The organism is Streptomyces caeruleatus, assembly GCF_001514235.1.
Classification (GTDB): Bacteria; Actinomycetota; Actinomycetes; order Streptomycetales; family Streptomycetaceae; genus Streptomyces; species Streptomyces caeruleatus.
On record NZ_KQ948932.1, the window covers coordinates 227,592 to 245,926 of the forward strand.

Annotated in this window: 14 protein-coding genes; 9 read left to right on the forward strand and 5 right to left on the reverse strand. The window is 72.4% G+C overall.

The annotated features are described in order from the left end of the window. Nucleotides 1-43: 43 nt before the first annotated feature. From AQJ67_RS26820 to AQJ67_RS26840, 5 genes are all read left to right on the forward strand, one after another. Complete coding sequence (locus AQJ67_RS26820) at nucleotides 44-898, forward strand: bifunctional methylenetetrahydrofolate dehydrogenase/methenyltetrahydrofolate cyclohydrolase (protein WP_062721855.1); 855 nt, start codon at nucleotides 44-46, stop codon at nucleotides 896-898. Next, nucleotides 888-1,364: a DUF3017 domain-containing protein gene (locus tag AQJ67_RS26825; protein WP_062721856.1), complete on the forward strand. Its 477-nt coding sequence runs from the start codon at nucleotides 888-890 to the stop codon at nucleotides 1,362-1,364. The genes AQJ67_RS26820 and AQJ67_RS26825 overlap by 11 nt, the downstream gene beginning before the upstream one ends. 222 nt (nucleotides 1,365-1,586) lie before the next feature. After that, on the forward strand, nucleotides 1,587-2,078 hold the full coding sequence (locus AQJ67_RS26830; protein ID WP_062721857.1) for a helix-turn-helix domain-containing protein: 492 nt from the start codon (nucleotides 1,587-1,589) through the stop codon (nucleotides 2,076-2,078). Between the two features lie 418 nt (nucleotides 2,079-2,496). Beyond that, nucleotides 2,497-3,756 carry a helix-turn-helix domain-containing protein gene (locus AQJ67_RS26835; protein ID WP_079056191.1) on the forward strand — a complete coding sequence of 420 codons (1,260 nt, stop codon included), beginning with the start codon at nucleotides 2,497-2,499 and terminating at the stop codon, nucleotides 3,754-3,756. 403 nt (nucleotides 3,757-4,159) lie between these two features. Continuing rightward, nucleotides 4,160-5,149: a malate dehydrogenase gene (locus tag AQJ67_RS26840; RefSeq protein WP_062721859.1), complete on the forward strand. Its 990-nt coding sequence runs from the start codon at nucleotides 4,160-4,162 to the stop codon at nucleotides 5,147-5,149. Nucleotides 5,150-5,239: 90 nt separating this feature from the next. Here AQJ67_RS26840 and AQJ67_RS26845 read toward each other — a convergent pair whose 3' ends face one another. The 4 genes from AQJ67_RS26845 to AQJ67_RS49580 are packed head-to-tail and all read right to left on the reverse strand — an operon-like array spanning nucleotide 5,240 to nucleotide 12,093. Further along, nucleotides 5,240-8,608 (reverse strand): SAV_2336 N-terminal domain-related protein, encoded by a 3,369-nt coding sequence (locus AQJ67_RS26845; RefSeq protein ID WP_062721860.1) that lies wholly within the window; start codon nucleotides 8,606-8,608, stop codon nucleotides 5,240-5,242. A 4-nt stretch (nucleotides 8,609-8,612) separates the two neighbouring features. Next, a complete protein-coding gene (locus AQJ67_RS26850; protein WP_062721861.1) occupies nucleotides 8,613-9,563 on the reverse strand; it encodes an AAA family ATPase in 951 nt (316 codons plus the stop codon). After that, a complete protein-coding gene (locus tag AQJ67_RS26855) occupies nucleotides 9,560-11,704 on the reverse strand; it encodes a VMAP-C domain-containing protein (RefSeq protein ID WP_063807378.1) in 2,145 nt (714 codons plus the stop codon). The genes AQJ67_RS26850 and AQJ67_RS26855 overlap by 4 nt, the downstream gene beginning before the upstream one ends. Nucleotides 11,705-11,706: 2 nt before the next feature. Further along, nucleotides 11,707-12,093: a CU044_2847 family protein gene (locus AQJ67_RS49580; protein ID WP_062721862.1), complete on the reverse strand. Its 387-nt coding sequence runs from the start codon at nucleotides 12,091-12,093 to the stop codon at nucleotides 11,707-11,709. A 401-nt stretch (nucleotides 12,094-12,494) separates the two neighbouring features. Here AQJ67_RS49580 and AQJ67_RS26865 point away from each other — a divergent pair, with 401 nt between their 5' ends. The 3 genes from AQJ67_RS26865 to AQJ67_RS26875 all read left to right on the forward strand — a co-directional run bounded on the left by AQJ67_RS26865 (nucleotide 12,495) and on the right by AQJ67_RS26875 (nucleotide 15,663). Continuing rightward, nucleotides 12,495-14,204: a hypothetical protein gene (locus tag AQJ67_RS26865; protein ID WP_107122984.1), complete on the forward strand. Its 1,710-nt coding sequence runs from the start codon at nucleotides 12,495-12,497 to the stop codon at nucleotides 14,202-14,204. Between the two features lie 103 nt (nucleotides 14,205-14,307). After that, nucleotides 14,308-14,691 carry a hypothetical protein gene (locus AQJ67_RS26870; RefSeq protein ID WP_062721864.1) on the forward strand — a complete coding sequence of 128 codons (384 nt, stop codon included), beginning with the start codon at nucleotides 14,308-14,310 and terminating at the stop codon, nucleotides 14,689-14,691. A gap of 135 nt (nucleotides 14,692-14,826) precedes the next feature. Beyond that, the gene (locus AQJ67_RS26875; RefSeq protein WP_062721865.1) at nucleotides 14,827-15,663 is read left to right on the forward strand and encodes a hypothetical protein; all 837 of its coding nucleotides are present in this window, start codon (nucleotides 14,827-14,829) and stop codon (nucleotides 15,661-15,663) included. 44 nt (nucleotides 15,664-15,707) lie between these two features. Here AQJ67_RS26875 and AQJ67_RS26880 read toward each other — a convergent pair whose 3' ends face one another. Then, nucleotides 15,708-16,580 (reverse strand): GNAT family N-acetyltransferase, encoded by an 873-nt coding sequence (locus tag AQJ67_RS26880; protein ID WP_425264182.1) that lies wholly within the window; start codon nucleotides 16,578-16,580, stop codon nucleotides 15,708-15,710. 226 nt (nucleotides 16,581-16,806) lie between these two features. Here AQJ67_RS26880 and AQJ67_RS26885 point away from each other — a divergent pair, with 226 nt between their 5' ends. Beyond that, nucleotides 16,807-18,324: an aldehyde dehydrogenase family protein gene (locus tag AQJ67_RS26885; protein ID WP_062721867.1), complete on the forward strand. Its 1,518-nt coding sequence runs from the start codon at nucleotides 16,807-16,809 to the stop codon at nucleotides 18,322-18,324. Nucleotides 18,325-18,335 lie beyond the last annotated feature (11 nt).

The following is an 18,335-nucleotide window of genomic DNA, read 5'->3' on the forward strand; positions in this document are numbered from 1 at the left end:
CCGGATTGGAACCGGGAGGGCGTCATCCGCGAGGATGGGAGGCATGACCGCCCAGATTCTCGATGGCAAGGCCACCGCAGCCGCGATCAAGTCCGATCTGACCGCCCGCGTGGCGGCGCTGAAGGAGAAGGGCGTCACGCCCGGCCTCGGCACGATCCTGGTCGGGGAAGACCCCGGCTCCCAGAAGTACGTCGCCGGCAAGCACCGCGACTGCGCCCAGGTAGGCATCGCCTCCATCCAGCGCGAACTGCCCGCCACGGCGACCCAGGAGGAGATCGAGGCGGTCGTCCGCGAGCTGAACGAGGACCCCGCCTGCACCGGTTACATCGTCCAGCTGCCGCTGCCCAAGGGCATCGACGAGAACCGGATCCTGGAGCTGATGGACCCGGACAAGGACGCCGACGGCCTGCACCCGATGAACCTCGGCCGCCTCGTCCTGAACGAGCCGGCCCCGCTGCCCTGCACCCCCAACGGCGTCCTCACCCTCCTGCGCCGGTACGGCGTGGAGATCAAGGGCGCCGAGGTCGTGGTCGTCGGCCGCGGTGTCACCATCGGCCGTCCGATGCCGCTGCTGCTGACCCGGCGCAGCGAGAACGCGACGGTGACCCAGTGCCACACCGGCACGCGGGACCTGGCAGCCCACCTGCGTCGCGCCGACATCATCGTCGCCGCCGCGGGCTCCGCCCACCTGATCCGCCCCGAGGACGTCAAGCCCGGCGCGGCCGTCCTCGACGTCGGTGTCTCGCGCAACGCCGAGGGCAAGATCGTGGGCGACGTCCACCCCGGTGTCGCCGAGGTGGCCGGCTTCATCTCCCCGAACCCCGGTGGCGTGGGCCCGATGACGCGGGCGCAGCTGCTGGTCAACGTGGTCGAGGCGGCGGAGCGCAGTGCCGGCTGAGACGGGCTCCGACAAGGCGGAGGAGATCGAGGTCCGGGACCCGGTGAGCGCCCCGGACGCGGCGGGCGTGCCCCGGCGCACCACCCGCCGCTTCCCGCTGTTCACCAGGGACACGGCCCGCCCCGAGGGCGGCGGCCGCGCCGCGTCGGGTGACGCCCCGGCGCCCGCCCGGCAGTGGCCGGTCCTGCTGGTCCTCGGCATGGTCGGCGTGGGCCTGCTGATCACCGCGCTCGACGTGTTCCGGGTCGGCACGCTGGTGATCGGCAGCGCGCTGCTGGCCGGTGCGGTGCTGCGCTGGTTCCTGCCGAGCGTCGGCATGCTCGCCGTACGCTCCCGCTTCACCGACATCGTGACGTACGGCGTGCTGGGCCTGGTGATCGTGCTGCTGGCGCTGATGGCGCAGCCGGATCCGTTGCTGAAGGTCCCGTTCCTGAAGGACGCGCTGCACTTCACGGTGGACAGCTGACGCCGGGGCCCCGGTTCCGGCGCGTGACGGCGGCCCGTCCTCTCCCCCGAGGAAGGACGGGCCGCCGTCGCGCGTCCACCCTCGGGCACGGCGGCGAGGCTGTTCAACGGCTGTCCGTGCGCTGTGGCACGGAAGTGACCGTTCCGCTACGTCGGGGCCGGTCCGGGAACCGATGTGCCGTTGCGTGTCGTCACCTGATCGGATCTGGTTCGGAGGTGAGCGATGGGTGCCTGGCAGCCGCTGCCCGACGATCTGCCGTCGGAGGTGCGGCATTTCGTGGAGCAGTTGCGGCAGCTCAAGGACCGCACGGGCCTGAGTCTGGTCGCGCTGGGCGCGCGTACCGCGTACAGCAAGTCCTCCTGGCAGCGCTACCTCAACGCCACCCAGCCCCCGCCCCGGCAGGCGGTGGTCGCGCTGTGCCGGGTCGCGGACGTCGGCAAGGACGAGGCGGAGCGCTTCGGGGTGCGGTGGGAACTGGCGGTGCAGGCCTGGCCGAAGCCGGTGACGGGGCCGTTGCCGACGAAGCCGGAGGGGTCGGCCGAGACGGCGGCCGGGGGCGGCGGCGAGGAGTACGAGGACGATCCCACGCTGCCGTGGTGGGACGCGCCGCCCCGTAGGTCCGGGCCGCCCACGGGGAGGCTGCTGGCCGTCGCCGTGGTGCTCGCCGTGGCACTGGTGCTGGCGGCTGTGGTCGGGGCCGTTGTGCTGGGCTGAGCACGCCGGGAGTGATGTGTCCGAATCGCCCGGATACAACACGTGTGACCTGAGTATTCTCCTATGTGCTTTCCGTGTGTCGATGTGTTGACAAGTTCGCGGATTTGCAAGGAATTCGTTCGGTAAGCGGGCTAGCGTGGTCGATCGGGACGTCCGGGGCGTCCCGCTGGTCTGTAAGGGCTTACTACCAGGGTTGTGTCGGCCGGAGAGGGAGGCCGGTGGAACACTGGACGCCATCCGGTGGGCGTGCGACGGTGCATGGCCACGGTCCGGATGCTCCCGTGCGCCCCCACCCCGGGAACTGAGATCCTTGTCGGGCGCATCCCTGTGGGTAGCCAGAACGGGGACTCGGCAGAGGGCGTCACGCGCGGGGGAACGCGAGAAACACCAGCACGAACCGGGGGAAGAGGGGGAAGCAATGCCTCGTTGGAGGGCCTTGCCGGATGAACTCGATCCGCAGGTCAGGGAGTTCGCGAGCCAGTTGCGGCGGCTCGTGGACCGCAGCGGTCTGAGCATCGCGGCGCTGGCCGACCGGACGGGTTACAGCAAGACGTCCTGGGAGCGGTACCTGAACGGGCGGCTGCTCGCGCCCAAGGGCGCGATCGTGGCGCTCGCGGAGGTCACGGGCACCAATCCCGTTCATCTGACGACGATGTGGGAGCTCGCCGAACGGGCGTGGAGCCGTTCGGAGATGCGCCACGACATGACCATGGAGGCGATCCGGATCTCCCAGGCCCGCGCGGCCCTGAGCGAGTTCGGAGCGCCGCCGGCGAACGTCAAGAGCAGCACGAAGGCGGCCAAGGCCGCGCGCAGGAGCGGGAGCGCGACGGCGACGCCCGGTGTGGCGGGGCCGGCGGGCGTGGCCCCGACCGTGCCACCGGTGCCGGCTCAGCCGACGGCGCCGGAGGTGCGGGACTCGGCGGTACGGGACGCTCCTCCGGTACGGGACGTTCCGGTACGGGACGGCGGCTCCTCCGGGGCCAACTCGTGGGGGCTGGCGGGGTATCGGGGACCGGCGCCGACGGGTGCCGTCCGTCCGTCCGGTACGCCCGGCACGTCCGGTAGGCCCGGCACGTCCGGCGCGACCGGGGCGACCGGTGCCGTGCCGGGTTCCTCGGGCATGCCCGGTCCGTACGGCGAGCCTCCGCGGGGGCCCGTGCCGGGACACGGCTCCTCCGGCGGCGGGAACGGCAAGCGGCGGCTGACGATGTTCCTCGCGGGGGTCGTCGGGGTGCTGGTCGCGATCGCCGCGGTCTTCTTCCTCACGGACGGCGGCGGCAAGAAGAACGAGGACGCCGTGCGGTCGCCCTCGCCGTCCGCGACCACCGACCCCGATCTGCCGGCCGGCGTCAAGTGCAGCGGTGACTCCTGCACCGGCAAGGACGCCGAGGCCATGGGGTGCAGCGGTGACCTCGTGACCACCGCCAAGACCGCGACCGTCGGCACGTCCGTGGTCGAGGTCCGCTACAGCGAGACGTGCGGCGCGGCCTGGGGGCGTGTCACGCAGGCCACGCAGGGCGACGAGGTGGTGGTGACGGTGGGCAAGGCGAAGGAGACCGGCACGATCACCGCCGTCGGCGACACGATCGCGTACACGCCGATGGTGGCCGTGAAGGACGCGGGCGAGGCAAAGGCCTGCGTGACGCTGGCCGCTGGGCAGGAAGGGTGCACGCAGTAGGGGGCTGAGGTCGCCCGCGCGGCCGCCGCCCGGTGGGGGCTGGTCGCGCAGTTCCCCGCGCCCCTTGAGGTTCTCAGCCCGTCCGGCGTTTTGAGGACGAGGCCCGCAGGGCCGACAGCGGCGGGGGCGAGAAAATCGTCGACGGTAGGAATGGTCGTCGGGATTGTGGGCACGCGCACCGTACCCCCACGGGAGTCCGGCAACCGGTACCCCCACCCGGCGGCCGCCCACGTCCCCCTCTCCCGGACAGGGCGGCCGCCCTTTCGTGCGGTCAAGGTCATTTCTGTGGGGCGGGCCACACGGACCCGGCCGTGCGAGATCCCGGATGCGCGATAGCCTGACCGCTGGATCTCTCGACGCCAAGAGATCGATCATCTCTACCAGCTGTCATACGGAGAACGCCATGACCCGCACTCCCGTGAACGTCACCGTCACCGGCGCGGCCGGCCAGATCGGTTACGCCCTGCTCTTCCGCATCGCCTCCGGCCAGCTGCTCGGCGCGGACGTGCCGGTCAAGCTGCGCCTCCTGGAGATCACGCCCGCGCTCAAGGCCGCCGAGGGCACCGCCATGGAGCTCGACGACTGCGCGTTCCCGCTCCTCCAGGGCATCGACATCAGCGACGACCCGAACGTCGCCTTCGACGGCGCGAACGTCGCCCTCCTCGTCGGCGCCCGCCCCCGCACCAAGGGCATGGAGCGCGGTGACCTCCTGGAGGCCAACGGCGGCATCTTCAAGCCGCAGGGCCAGGCCATCAACGCGCACGCCGCGGACGACATCAAGGTCCTCGTCGTCGGCAACCCGGCCAACACCAACGCGCTCATCGCGCAGGCCGCCGCGCCCGACGTACCGGCCGAGCGCTTCACCGCCATGACCCGCCTGGACCACAACCGCGCGCTGACCCAGCTCGCGAAGAAGACGGGCTCGACGGTCGCCGACATCAAGCGCCTGACGATCTGGGGCAACCACTCCGCCACCCAGTACCCGGACATCTTCCACGCCACCGTCGCCGGCAAGAACGCCGCCGAGGTCGTGAGCGACGAGAAGTGGCTCGCCGAGGACTTCATCCCGACCGTCGCCAAGCGCGGCGCGGCGATCATCGAGGCCCGCGGCGCCTCCTCCGCGGCCTCCGCCGCCAACGCCGCCATCGACCACGTGTACAGCTGGGTCAACGGCACCGCCGACGGCGACTGGGTCTCCATGGGCATCCCGTCCGACGGTTCGTACGGCGTTCCGGAGGGGCTCATCTCCTCCTTCCCCGTCACCACCAAGGACGGCAAGTACGAGATCGTCCAGGGCCTGGAGATCAACGAGTTCTCCCGCGCTCGTATCGACGCCTCCGTCAAGGAGCTCGAGGAGGAGCGCGAGGCGGTCCGCTCCCTCGGCCTGATCTGACGGTCCGATCTGACGGTTCCGATCTGACGGTTCCGAGTCGACTCCCACCCCGATCCCCGGGCGGCCGTGACCGCCCGGGGATCGGCGCGTCTACTCCCGTACGACCAACTCGGCCAGGTCCAGGAACGCGTTGAGCGTCGGCGTCCGCAATTGGTCCAGCTCCCGGAAGCCCGGAGAGTGCAGGGCCTTGTCGAAGGGGACGGCGACCACCTGGTCCGCACCGATGCCGAAGCGCGCGGGCAGGTCGTCCGGTACGGGCCGGCTGGAGACCCCCTCCACCTGGGTCACCACGACGATCGCCCGGTCCGCCAGCCGTCGGCGCCCGCCGCTGCGCAGCCGGTCGAGCACCCGCCACGCGGCGTCGAGGAACCAGCCGGCGCCGCCACAGCACAGGATCAGCCGGTCGGTCAGCTCCAGGACGGTGTCGGCCGAACGGTCGAGCCGCAGCGGAGCCCAGTCGGTGAGGACGAACGAGTAGTAGGGCGCGGTGCGCGTGAGCGCCTGGGTGTACGCCTGGGTGTGGGCCAGGTTCGGCGGGACGTGGCCCGGTGGATGAGCGGCGACCTCCAGCCCCGAGGACAGCCGGGTCGTGCGGGCGCGGATCTCCTCGTACGACGCGTCGGCCGGCAGGTCGGCCAGATCACGCACGGTGGCCGGGTTCCGCTGGGTGAGGAAGGCACCGAGGGCGCCGTCGGCGGCCGCTCCGTCGAGGGCCAGCACCGGCTCACCGCGGACGGCGGCGAGCAGTGAGCCGAGCACCATCGTCGTGGTGGCCCGACCGCTGTAGTGGTAGGTCCCGACCAGGGTGAGCCGTCGGGCGTGGCGCAGCGGCGTCCGAAGCCGCGCCAACCGGGCCGCCCGTTCACGGCGGGCGGCGGGGAGCCGGGGCGGCCGGATCGGCGGGTCGGCCGGGCGTGCGCCGCCGGCCCTCGGCAGGGTGAGCGGCGCCTGCACCGTCGGCCGTACGACCGCCTCGGGCTGCGGTGCGGGGACACGCTCGGCGCGTGACTGAGCGATGTAGTTGGCCAGGACGTCGGCGACCTCTCCGGCGCTGGGACGCTCGGCCGGATCGGGGTCGAAGCAGCGCCGCACGACCTGCCGCAGCGGCGCCCAGGTGTCGCCCTGCCACATGTGCATGCCCTCGGAACCGCCTGGCACCTGCCGGTGCAGTTCCCGGCCCGCCTTGCTGCTGATCAGCTGGAGCAGATCGCCCAGCGCGCGCACGTTGTCCTTGGGGGTCGGGGTGGGGCCCGTACCCGCGTAGCGGCCCGACACGGCGCAGTCGGACAGGTCGCCGAGCAGCACGGTGCGGCGCTGCACGAAGATGTTCTCGGCGCTGAGGTCCACCGGAACGATCTCGTGGAGATGGCACAGCGCCAGGGCGCTCGCCAGATGCCAGCCGACGAGGAGCGCGGTGAGTTTGTCGAAGGGGGCGGTGCCCGTCGCATGGGCCTGGTTGAAGATCTCCGAGAGCCGTGGTGGCGGCAGCGGCACGGGTCCGGAATCGTCCAGGACCGGGGCCGTCGCCACCCAGTCCCGGGCGCTTCGGGCGTCGTACCCGTAGCCGCGCAGGACGGGCGCGTACTGCCCGTCCAACAGGTTCAGCGCCTCGTACTCCAGCCTGATCAGCTCGGACGTGTCGAAGGGGAGGTCGGGGCGTGCGGTGCGGACCAGGGCCGGGACTCTGTGCTCGTCGATGGCGTCGTACTCCACCGTCCGCCGCAGCCGTCGTCTGCGGCGAAGCCGATAGCCGCCCAGTTCCCGGGGATCGTCGTCGGTCAGCGGCTGCCAGCCGTCCTCCGTGGTGGTGTTCTGCCCCGGCTCCCGCTCCAGCCCGTGCACGCCTTGGTCGAACGTCACCCCGAACCGGGTCAGCAGCCTGCGCTCCACGCTCGTGAACGGCCGGTGCGAGCCGGGAAGCTGGGCGGAGCCGTCGGGATGGGCGAGCCAGGCCGGGAAGTCGGGGGAGCTGCCGGCGAGTTGCTCCAGGTGCCGCCCGATGCTGCGGCTGGTCCGCAGGAGTTCGGACTGCGGGACGGCGTCGAGGAGCATCGAGCGTGACGTGTCGGAGAAGTCGAACACCTGGTGTTTGGCGGGAAGCGGCCCCGCCACCGGCGCGGGATGCGGCTGCATGAGGCCGCCGAGGAAGACCTCGGCGAGGTGGGAGGTCCGGGCCTGCCACGGGACCGCCGACTGGACGAGCCGCATCACCGGCACCGTGACCGGTGACACAGCCGCCAGATGGGCGGCGAGCCGGTACGCCTCGGGCGTGGCCGCGTCCCGGAAGTGCTGTACGTCGCCCGCGGCCGGCGGCGCGGCGCCGGTGCGGTGCCGGCGCGGCCGAGCCAGCAGGGGCAGCTCCACCGTGGTCCCGGGCGAGGCGACGAGGTGGGCCCAGTCCCGCAGCGAGGCGGCCGTCGGCTCCAGGACCGGCACCGGCACGCCGTCGAAGCGGGCGAGGTCGGGCGGCAGCACGGGATCGGTGATCTCCCAGGAGGTGTTGGCACCCCCGATCCGTCGGGTCGTGACCTGCCACCGCTCCCCGTGGATGCCGGATCCCTCCCACAGGCTGTGCGGCAGCGTGTGCAGCAGGGCGGCGGGGCCGCGGGAGGCCCACAGGGACAGCAGGTCGTGCAGGGCACCGCTGCGCCAGGCGGCGCCCATGCCGTCGCTGACGACGAGGACGAGGGTGCGTCCCGACGGATCGCCCACCGTGCTCAGCGGAACCGGGGCACTGTCCGGCCGGAACGGGCGGGCGTGCAGGCGCGGCTCGGAGACGCCGCCGGCGTCGAGACCGAGGATCCGGGTGGTGGCGAAGGCGCCCAGACGTTCGAGCAGGGTGCGCAGTTCGGCACCGAGCCGGTGCCACAGCAGCATCGACAGGCCGTCGTCCACGAGCAGTACGAGATGCAGCCAGCGCTCCTGCACCGGCCGTAGCACCACGTCGGGCAGCAGGGTTTCGGCCAGCTCGGCGGCCGTGCGCTCCTCGTCTATCTCCAGCCGGTGCGGGCTGGCCTGACGGCGCCGCAACGGCCGCAGTGCGCGACCCAGTGCGAGCTCGCCGGTCAGGGCCTTGTTCTCCGGGACCCGCACGGGGAGCGCCTTGCCCGGTTCGGGGTCCTGCCGCAGCCGTATCCCCGGAATGACCGGTGGGGACTGCCGGGCGGCCGCGTAGAGGGACGGGGCTGTGAGATCGGGCAGTTCCGGGTCGGCGGGATCGGGGTCCGGCGTGGGCCGGGGCGGCGTGGTCCCGTCCGGCTCGGCAGGGGGCGGCGGCTGGGGCGTCGGCTGCACGGGCCGGGCGGCGCGGCTCAGTGGTGTGTCGTCCCCGTCCGGCACCCGCCGGGCCAGCCACAGCACGTCGAGCACCTGGTCCGCGTCCAGCTCCTGCCCACAGGCCGCCAGCACCCGCAGCACCTCGACGAGCCGCGCCCCACCCCCACCCCCGCCCGTGCTCATGCCGTCACAGCGCCCCGGTCAGCTGGTGCAGTACGGCGTCCAGCAGCCCCTCCGCGTCGAGATCGACGCCGCCGGTGCGCAGGAACACCGCGTTGAGGAGCTGATCGGTCGCCAGCTCGCCGGGGGCGCGACGGCGCAGGAAGGCGGCGATGAGTTCGTCCGCGTCGCGCAGTGCCTCCTCGCCGAGGTGTGCCGTGACGATGGCGCGCAGCCGGGCCTCGTCGGGGACCGGCAGGGCGAGGCGTACACAGCGGCGCAGGAACGCCGGCGGGAACTCGCGCTCGCCGTTGCTGGTGATGACGACCACCGGGAACTCGGCGCACTGCATCCGCCCCTGGTGGACCGTCACCGCGCCCCGGTGGTCGGCCGTCTGCACTTCGATGTCGGCCATGTCCTCGGGGAGCCGGGTCAGTTCGGGGATGTCGAAGTAGCCCTCCTCGAAGACGGTCAGCAGGTCGTTGGGCAGGTCGACGTCCCCCTTGTCCATCTCGTCGATGAGCAGCGCCCGCGGGGTGACCGACGGCACCAGGGCCGTGCCCAGAGGGCCGAGCCGGATGAACGTCCCGATCGACGGCTCGCGTTCGCCCCGGTCGCGGCTGAGCGTGGTCTCGCGCAGGCGGCCGATCGCGTCGTACTGGTAGAGCGCCTCCCGTACGGTCGACCGGCTGTTGATGGACCAGCGCAGCAACTCGCCGAGTCGCAGCTCGTGCGCGACCGCCCGGGCGAGCGACGACTTGCCGGTGCCCGCCGGGCCCGTGACCAGCAGCGGGCGGCGCAGATGCAGGGCGGCGTTGACCACGTCCGCGTGTTCCGGCTCGATCAGATACGGCAGTTCGGGGCGGACGGCCTGCGTGGGGGTGAAGCGGCGCCACGGCGGTGCCGAGGGCAGGATGACGGCGCGCGGGACGCCGTCGCCGCGGAAGAGGCGCCAGTCGGCCTCGGACGCGGAGGTCATGCGCTCTCCTGTGGTTCGCTCAGGTGCAGTCGCGGCACGGTGCGGTCGGCGTCCGCCCAGGCGAGGACCGGGCGGCCGGGGAACTCGGGGGCTCGGGAGCCCCGGGCGTTGGCCCGGTAGACCCGCACCCCGTCGGGCAGTTCACGGGTGGCGACATCCGCCATGTGCTTGGTGACGTGCGAGGGGGTGCCTCGACCGCGGTCCCACACCACCACCGGTATGCCCACGGCGAGACAGATCTGAACGATCGCGTCCCGTGGCCCCGGTGGCACGTCGATGGAGACACGGACCGTGTCGAGCCGGCCCTCGTAGTAGATCTGATGCGGATCCTGCGAAGGGTCGGTGACGAAGAGGGTCTCTCCGGAGTCGAGGTGCCGCCACCGTTCATGCCAGTCGGGAAGGAAACGCTCGTGCTGGCGCAGGAGTTCCGGACAGTGCACGACCAGCGGGAACTCCACGCCGAGCACTCCCGGCACGACTTCCCCGGGCACCTGGGCCGCCCATTCGTCGACCGGCAGGTTCAGGTCGGCCCGGTCCACGAGCACCTCCACCAGCGGCCGTCCGCCGTCCCGGTCCGAGGGGCTGAGGGACTCCAGGACACGCAGGAGCTCACGCGCCGCCTGGGAGCCGGTGTACGAGGCGTCGCTGTCCACCGACACCTGCCGGGGTCCGGTGCCCTCGTCGCACCAGATCCGCAGCCGGTGGCGCCCGCGCTCGGCCCGCCCCAGCTGGACCAGGACCCGCTGGCGCCGGGGCGTACCGCGCCGCATCCGGACCCAGTCCTGGGCGTCCGAGCGCCGCTCCCTGAGGGCCGCGCCCGGGATGCCGAGCCGCACCGCCACGCTGTCCGACCACAGACGCAACTCCGCCTGCCGGGGCGCCGGGCACAGCGCGGCGACGTACTCGACGACCCGTAACAACGCCGGCACCCGTACCTCGCCGTCGTCCGAGTGGCCGTCCCCGGACAGCTTCTCCAGCCTGTCCAGCAGGACATCCAGGGTGGCGCCGTCGGACACGGCGGCGACCCGCTTGGTGGCCTCGCGCACCGCCTCGGGGAAGCGCTCCAGTACGGACCGGCCGACGTTGCGCAGCAACTGGTGCAGCCGACGGTGTTCGCGCGGCGAGAGCAGCAGCGGGACCTCCGACAGCCGCCCGGCGACCAGCACGCGGTCGGCCGCCATCGCGTTCCGGGGGCGCAGGATCTCGGTGAAGGCCGCGACGGCACGGCGATCACGCAGCAGAAAGGCCGCGAATTCCTCGATGGGCGGCGGGCTCACCGGGCTGCCCTGTCCGGCGCCGCACGCGAGGGCCAGCTGGCGGGCCGCGTCGCCGAGCGAGTACGCCGACGGCAGAGCGTCCGAGATCGCCGCGACGAGCATGCCGAAGGCCGGGTCGTCCCGGTCGGCCGGGGTTTCGTCCTCGTCGGCAAGGACGTCGAGGGGCCGCAGTTCGGCCTCGATCCGCTGCCAGGGAATCGCCCAACTACGCCGGACCAGGTGCTGCGGGCTGTGCGGAAGCGGTTCCCCGCCGGGATCGCACGGCGGCATGAAGTGCGCGGCGACGAGTCCTACGACGGCCCCGTCCTCCTCGCACCACAGCGGACCGCCGCTGTAGCCGGGGCCCACCGCCATGCCCGTGGCTTTTCCGTCGAGATAGCCGACGGGGCCGTCGAGGGCGACGACCCGCAGATCGGCGAGGGTCGCGCGGTGCCCGCTGCCGTGCCAGGCCCGCACTTTCTGCCCGGGAACCATGGCGGCACGGCGATCGGGTGCGGGCAGACCCGCGGGTGGCGCGTCGATCCGCAGGACCGCCAGATCGCCGAGCCATTCCCGGTCGTCGTTGCGCACGGGTCCGCCCTCGTGGGTGCGTGGCGCGATCCAGTGCGCCACGCGCGCGGCGTACCGGTCTGTCTTGCGAACGCCCTTCACCTCGACGAACAGCTCGCCGGGCCCGGGCGGCCGGGGCTCGAACAGCGCTCTGCCCAAGGCGTCGTTGACGACATGCGCGCAGGTGAGCACTGTGTCGACGCCGAGCAGGAGGCCCGCGCCCGCCGTCTTGTCGTCGCTCGTCCGGCGCACGGACGCCAGGCGGGGTCCCGTCTCGTCGCCCGGCGACGCCTCGATCGGCCTGAACCACCCCACGGTCACTCCGTGCCGGGCGCGGGCTTCCAGCTGGCGGTGACGGTGAGGTGCGCCTGCCCGCTGCCGCCGACGATGCCGAGCTTGAGGTCCTGGCCGACCTGGATGCCGAACGTCACGCTCAGCTCGCTCGGCGGATCCGGTACGGCGGAGGCGGCGTCGTGCACTTCCTGCAGCAACGGCCCGAGCGGCTTGAGCGCCCCGCGCAGGGTGGCGGTCGCGAGGTCGGCGACGGCGGCCCGGCCTCCGGTGGCGACGGGAACCGCCCTTCCCATGCCCTCGGGAAGGTCGTCGTCCCGCGAGGGCGAGGGCGCTTCGGGGGACGGCGCGGGAGTGAGCAGGAATCTCACGGGCGTACCGTCGTCGAACTCTGATTCCAGAAAGGTGGACACCGCAACATTGTGGCCGAACTCCGCAGGCAGGAAGGAGAGTTCGCCAAGTCGGAGCGTTCGATCGGGCGGAGGGTGGGCGGAGGGTGGGCGGTGGCGGGGGAAGCGTGCGGGTGTTGCGCGGGAAAGGTGAGCGGAGGGGTGAGGCGGCGACCATACTGAGGTGACTCAGGTCACACAGATGCTATGGTGATCGATCCTGACAAGCTCAACTTCCCTTTATTCAGGGGTGGTTGATCGAACTGCTGCACCTCGGGGGACGATCCATGACCCAGCCCGAGCTCCCGCCTCAACGGGCGGAAGCACCGAGACCTGGAACACGCCGTCCGGTCGATCCGTCGCGAAGTGAGGCCTGTCGGCTGCTGTGCGCGGGGACGTACCTGCACGTCGGCTATCGGGACGCGGTGATCGACGAACTGTATGTGCACCGCGAGCGGTTCGCCGCGCCCTCCTACGGCTTCGACGCGGCTCGCGTCCTCGCCCACGCCCTGCGCGCCCGCCGCCAGGAAGTGGCGTGGGCGGCCGGCATGATCGGCCTGTGGGTGGTCGCGGCGGCACTCACCAAATGGCAGATCGCGATGGTGATCTGGCCCATCCTGCTGATCGCGGTGGGCCGCCGGCTGGGCGGCAGCCTCAGCATCGACGCACAGTTCCGGCAGTTCGCCCTGTTCCGGCGCGCCCTCGCGTTCGTACTGCGCTGGTACGGCCGCCTCACCCTGTTGGCGGTGTACGTCCTGCAGTTCCGGGTGCTCATCGCCGGTCCCGAGGAGTCCGACGGTTACTCGTCCGACTACTACGGCGCTTCCGGTGACAGCTTGTTCGACTCGTCGGACAGCGGCGTCCTCGAAGGCCCCTTCGGCCTGCTGGACGCGGGCGCCGCGGAGGCCAACCGCTTCACCGCCGCGTGCCTGCTCGCACTGCCCCTGCTGCTCGCGCTGCTCAGCGTGGGGCAGCGCGGTCAGTTCGCGCGCTCGATCGCGGGTGAACTGTCCAAGAAGCGTTTCCCGGACATCACCGCCGACCCCGCCGAGGCCGCGCCCGGTCACCGGCTGCTGGAACTGAGCCGGCGCATCCGTCAGGAGCAGCACGCGCCGCTGGTGCTCTACGCGAAGTCCGATCCGTTCCGTGGCGCCGGACTGCCGTTCGAGCCGTGGTCCCTCTCGATCGAACTCCGCCCCCGAGCGACGGTCGACGACGACTCGCCGCTGCACGCCCTCACCAAGCCCGGAACGGTGCCCGCGCCCGCGGAGCCGCTCGACAACGCCACGGTCCTGGCGAAGATCAAACCGCTGCTCGAACAGTTGCGGGAGCCTTCGGCGCGCAGCTCCCCGCAGGCGGCCGACAGCGTGCTCGACCGGCTGCGCGAACTCGTCGTGGACGAGTGCGTGTTCCTGCCCGCGGAGGGGCTGCCGGGCCGGATGGCCTTTCCCTACACGCCGGACACGTACGCGATGCACCGGGCCGACGCCGTGGAGGAGGGCGGCGAGCAGCGACGGCACTTCCTGCGGGTGCGCGTCGGCGGCTGGGACGAGGAGATCGTCGTCACCGTGTTCGTCCGCGTCCACACGCAGGGCGGGATGCTGATGCTGGAGGTCGCGCCGCATGTGCTGCCGCCGGTCAACCCGCTGTTCGGCACCGCCGACAGGAAGGCCCACGAGCATCTGCACCGCGGCGGCCCAGGCCGCTACGTCTTCGCCCTGCTGCGCATCCCGGCCGCGACCGGCGACGCCCTGCGCGTCCTGGTCCGCGCCCTCGCCCAGCAGTGGCGGCAGCTCACCGGCGTACACGCGGACACGCTGCCGGACGGGCCCGGTGTCTCGGTGCGGGAACTGGGTGCGGACGACCGGGCGACCCTCTTCCAGGAGATGGACATCGCCCGCTATCTGAAGTCGATACAGGACCGGATCGCGGGCGGGGTGCGCCAGGCGCTGTGGAACGCGGGGTACGACATCGCCGAGTTCGAGCAGAAGGTCACCAACGTGTTCAACAACAGCGGGACATTCGTCGGGGGCTCCGTCCAGGGCAACGGGATCGCCATCGGCAGCGACAGCAAGGCCACCTCGGCGCCGGGCAAGCCGTCCGCCGCCGGCGCCGGGGGCCCCGCGAAGAAGTAGAGCGGGACCGGCGTGGAAGTAGAGCGGGACCGGCGAAGCAGCAGAGCGGGACCGGCGAAGAAGTACAGCGGGACCGGCGAAGAAGCAGACAACGGAGGGTGACATGAATCAGACGCCAGCGGGCGACGGCCAGGGCTCCGGCACGTACGTCGGCGGGTCCGTCACCGGCAACGGCATCGCGGTCGGTGCGGGCGCCAGTGCCGCTTACACCTCGACGACGGCACCGGCCGACGCCTCGCACCAGGCCCTGCTCCAGGCCGTCCGAGACCTCAGCGAGGACCTGCGGAGGTATCCCGTCACCCCCGAGACCCAGGAGCTCTCCGCGAGCCTGGAGGAGACCGAGCAACAGGTGACCAGCACCGGCCGCGCCCAGCCCGGCGTGCTGAGCCGGCTCCGCACCGCCCTCGAAGAGGCGGGCGGCCTCCTCGGCGCGATCACGTCCGCCACGGCCCTCGGTACGGCCGTGGCCGGACTCATCGGGGGCTGAGCGATGGGCGGCGGGGGCACCGGCGGGGTCCGGTGGAACAAGGACACCCAGTCGTGGGAACGGGTGGGCGCAGGCGGTCACCCCGCCTCGCCACCGCCGCCCGCGAAACCCGTCCGGCCACCGACGGCCGCAGGGGTGCCGACCGGCCCCGGTGTGGGGACGCCGGGGGAGGGGCAGGCCGGAGCGCATCCGGACGGCGCGGCCCCGCCCGACTGGCCGCAGCCGCCCTCCCCACCGCGCAACGCCCCGCTCGACTGGCCGCAGCCGCCCCCCTCACCCCCCGGGGCCCCGCGCGGCCGACGGGGGAGGGTCATCGCCGCCGCGGTCGGTGCGGCGGTCGCGGTCACCGCCGTCGCGAGCTGGCTGGCGGTCGACATGGCGGGGGACGACGGCGACGGCAAGGCGGACCACGCCCCGGCGAGCACCACCGGCGTCTCCCGCGACGACCGGTCCGCACCGCCCCCGGACACCCCGTCCGATCCGGCTCCGTCCTCCGAGGACCCGTTCACGGCCGCGTCCGAGTCACCCGGAGTGCCCGCCGGATACCGGGCGGTCGAGGACGCCTCGGGCTTCTCCACCGTCGTCCCGGAGGACTGGACCCGCAGCGAGCAGAAGGACGGAGCCGTCGTCTTCTACACCGCGCCCGACGAGCGCGGCCTCCTGCAGATCTTCGAGGTGGTCGAAGCGGGCTACACACCCGACGACGCGCTCGACGTGGCCGTCGACAGCCTGTCCGGGCAGCCGGGCTTCACACAGATCAGCCGGGAGACCGTCGCCGACGAGACGAACGCGAGCGAGCTCGTCTACGAGTACGACAGCAAGGACCTGGGCGAGCGGGTGCGAGCCGTCGACCGGGTCTTCCAGACGGACGACGGCCGCCTCTACGCGATGGTCGTCCGAGGTACGACGGAGGACTGGGCCGGGACGCGGAAGACGCTGGAGAGCGCCAGGGCGGCGTTCACGCCGAACTGAAGCCGTCAGCCGTCAGTCGTCCAGCCCCTCAGCCGTCCAGCCCCTCAGCCGTCCAGTCGCTTCTCGAACCAGTGGCTGGCGTAGACGTTGTCGTCGTACGCGGGGATGTCGGTGTATCCGCACGCCCGGTACATCGCCTGTGCCTCGGTGAGCGCGGCGTGGGTGTCGAGGCGTACGACGGTGAAGTGCCGGGCCGAGGCCTCCTGTTCGAGGGCGTCGAGCAGCCGGCGGGCGAGGCCGAGGCGGCGGGCGTCGGGGTGCACCCAGACGTGGCGGATCTCCCCGACGCCGGGTTCCAGGCGCCGTAGCGCCCCGCAGCCCACGGGACGGTGTTCCTCGTAGGCGACGAAGAACGCCCCGGCGTCGCCGGACACCTCCCGCGGCCGTACGAGGTCGTCCTTGTCGAAGCCCTCGGGGAAGCGCGCGTCGATGTCGGCGGCGTAGGCGTCCAGACAGGCCCGGGCGTCCGGTGCGGCGCCGTCGACGAGGGTGACGGTGATGCCGGCGAGGCGCAGCAGCCGCTGGGCGGTGGCCATGGCCCGGGTCAGCTCGGCGCGCTGTGCCTCGCCGAGGCCTTCGAGGAGCCCGGCCGCGGCAGCGCCCGCCCGCCGGTCCTGCTCCGTCACCTCCAGCCGCCCGGCCGGGGTCAGCTCGATCATGCGCAGCCGGTTGTCCCGCGGGTGCGCGCTCAGCCGTGCCAGGCCCTGGGCCTGAAGCGCCTTGGCCATCCGGCTCAGATACCCGGCGTCCAGCCCGAGCCGGCTCCTGAGCTCCCGCAGGGACGCGCCGTCGCCGATCTCGAAGAGCAGCCGGGCCTCGCCGAGCGGGCGGTCCTGGCCGAGGTAGTGGTCGTCCAGTACGCCGATACGGCGCGTGAAGTAACGGTTGAAGCGGCGGAAGGCCGTCACATGATCCATCGATACCGGCTCCATAGTTCTTTGACTTTAGTCAAAGGTCCGATTCCGGTCGACCCCACGCACTGCCCGCTTTCGTTCCTGTTTGTCCGGATGTTCAGTGATGCACCGCACTTTCGGTCGTCGATTGCGCATGCAATGGGAGGGCCGGGGCAGGCGGTCACGGTCCTCGTGAGTGACACCTGTGTGACTCAGGGGCACTGAACAGGAACGGAAGGCAACACCGATCATGACCGGACAGCAGGCGCAGAAGACGATTCACGCGGGCGGCGAGTGGCGCGACGCCGTCTCCGGCGCGACGCGCGAGATCCTCGACCCCGCGGACGCGACGCCGTTCGCCGTGGTCGCCGAGGGTGACGAGAAGGACACCGACCTGGCGGTCGCGGCCGCCCACCGAGCCTTCGACGGCGCCCAGGGGGAGTGGCCGCGTACGCCCGTCGCCGAGCGTGCCGCCCTGCTGCGTCGCGTCGCCGACCTCCTCGTGCGCGACCGCGAGAAGCTCGGCCTGCTGGAGAGCCGCGACGCCGGCAAGACCCTCGAAGAGGGCCGGGTCGACATCGACTGCGTCGCCGACGCCTTCCGTTACTTCGCCGACCTCGTCGCCGCCGAGGCCCCGGGCCGGGTCGTCGACGCGGGCTCGTCCGACCTCCACAGCGTCGTCGTGCACGAGCCGGTCGGCGTCTGCGCGCTGATCACCCCCTGGAACTACCCGCTCCTGCAGGCCAGTTGGAAGATCGCCCCGGCCCTCGCCGCCGGGAACACCTTCGTGATCAAGCCCAGCGAGATCACCCCGCTGACGACCGTCGCGCTCATCGACCTCCTGGTCGAGGCCGGACTGCCCGCCGGCGTCGCCAACATCGTCACCGGGCCCGGCCACTCCGTCGGCGCCCGGCTCGCCGAGCACCCCGACGTCGACCTCGTCTCCTTCACCGGCGGCCTGGTCAGCGGCACCAAGGTGGCCCAGGCCGCCGCGCCCTCGGTCAAGAAGGTCGCGCTCGAACTCGGCGGCAAGAACCCCAACGTCGTCTTCGCCGACGCCTGCGCCACGGAGGAGGGCTTCGACACCGCCGTCGACCAGGCCCTCAACGCCGCCTTCATCCACAGTGGCCAGGTCTGCTCGGCGGGCGGCCGCCTCATCGTCGAGGAGTCGGTCCGGGACCGCTTCGTCGCCGAACTCGCCCGCAGGGCAGGCAGGATCCGGCTCGGCCGGGGCACCGCCGACGGCGTCGAGTGCGGTCCGCTCGTCTCCGAGCAGCAGCGCGCGAAGGTCGAGGCGTACGTCGACTCCGCGCTCAAGGAGGGCGCGGTGCTGCGCTCCGGCGGCCGGCGTCCCGAGCCGTCCCCGGAGCGGCCGGAGAACGGCTACTTCTACGAGCCGACCGTCCTCGACCACTGCCACCGCGAGATGCGTGTCGTCCGCGAGGAGGTCTTCGGTCCGGTCCTCACCGTCGAGACCTTCCGCACCGAGGACGAGGCCATCGCTCTCGCCAACGACACCGAGTACGGGCTCGCGGGCGCCGTCTGGACCGCCGACGCGGGCCGGGCGCGGCGGGTCGCGGGGCGGCTGCGGCACGGCACCGTCTGGATCAACGACTTCCACCCCTACCTTCCGCAGGCGGAGTGGGGCGGGTTCGGCAAGAGCGGGGTGGGGCGCGAGCTCGGCCCTGCCGGGCTTGCCGAGTACCGCGAGAGCAAGCACGTGTATCAGAACCTGGCGCCAAGGCCGGTGCGCTGGTTCACAGGCTGACTGCAGCCAAC

Coding starts and splice junctions, on each gene's coding strand:
- AQJ67_RS26845 (WP_062721860.1), bottom strand. CDS start 8,608: ATGAGCACGGGCGGGGGTGGGGGTGGGGCGCGGCTCGTCGAGGTGCTG.
- AQJ67_RS26840 (WP_062721859.1), top strand. CDS start 4,160: ATGACCCGCACTCCCGTGAACGTCACCGTCACCGGCGCGGCCGGCCAG.
- AQJ67_RS26870 (WP_062721864.1), top strand. CDS start 14,308: ATGAATCAGACGCCAGCGGGCGACGGCCAGGGCTCCGGCACGTACGTC.
- AQJ67_RS26880 (WP_425264182.1), bottom strand. CDS start 16,580: ATGGATCATGTGACGGCCTTCCGCCGCTTCAACCGTTACTTCACGCGC.
- AQJ67_RS26830 (WP_062721857.1), top strand. CDS start 1,587: ATGGGTGCCTGGCAGCCGCTGCCCGACGATCTGCCGTCGGAGGTGCGG.
- AQJ67_RS26820 (WP_062721855.1), top strand. CDS start 44: ATGACCGCCCAGATTCTCGATGGCAAGGCCACCGCAGCCGCGATCAAG.
- AQJ67_RS26885 (WP_062721867.1), top strand. CDS start 16,807: ATGACCGGACAGCAGGCGCAGAAGACGATTCACGCGGGCGGCGAGTGG.
- AQJ67_RS26850 (WP_062721861.1), bottom strand. CDS start 9,563: ATGACCTCCGCGTCCGAGGCCGACTGGCGCCTCTTCCGCGGCGACGGC.
- AQJ67_RS26835 (WP_079056191.1), top strand. CDS start 2,497: ATGCCTCGTTGGAGGGCCTTGCCGGATGAACTCGATCCGCAGGTCAGG.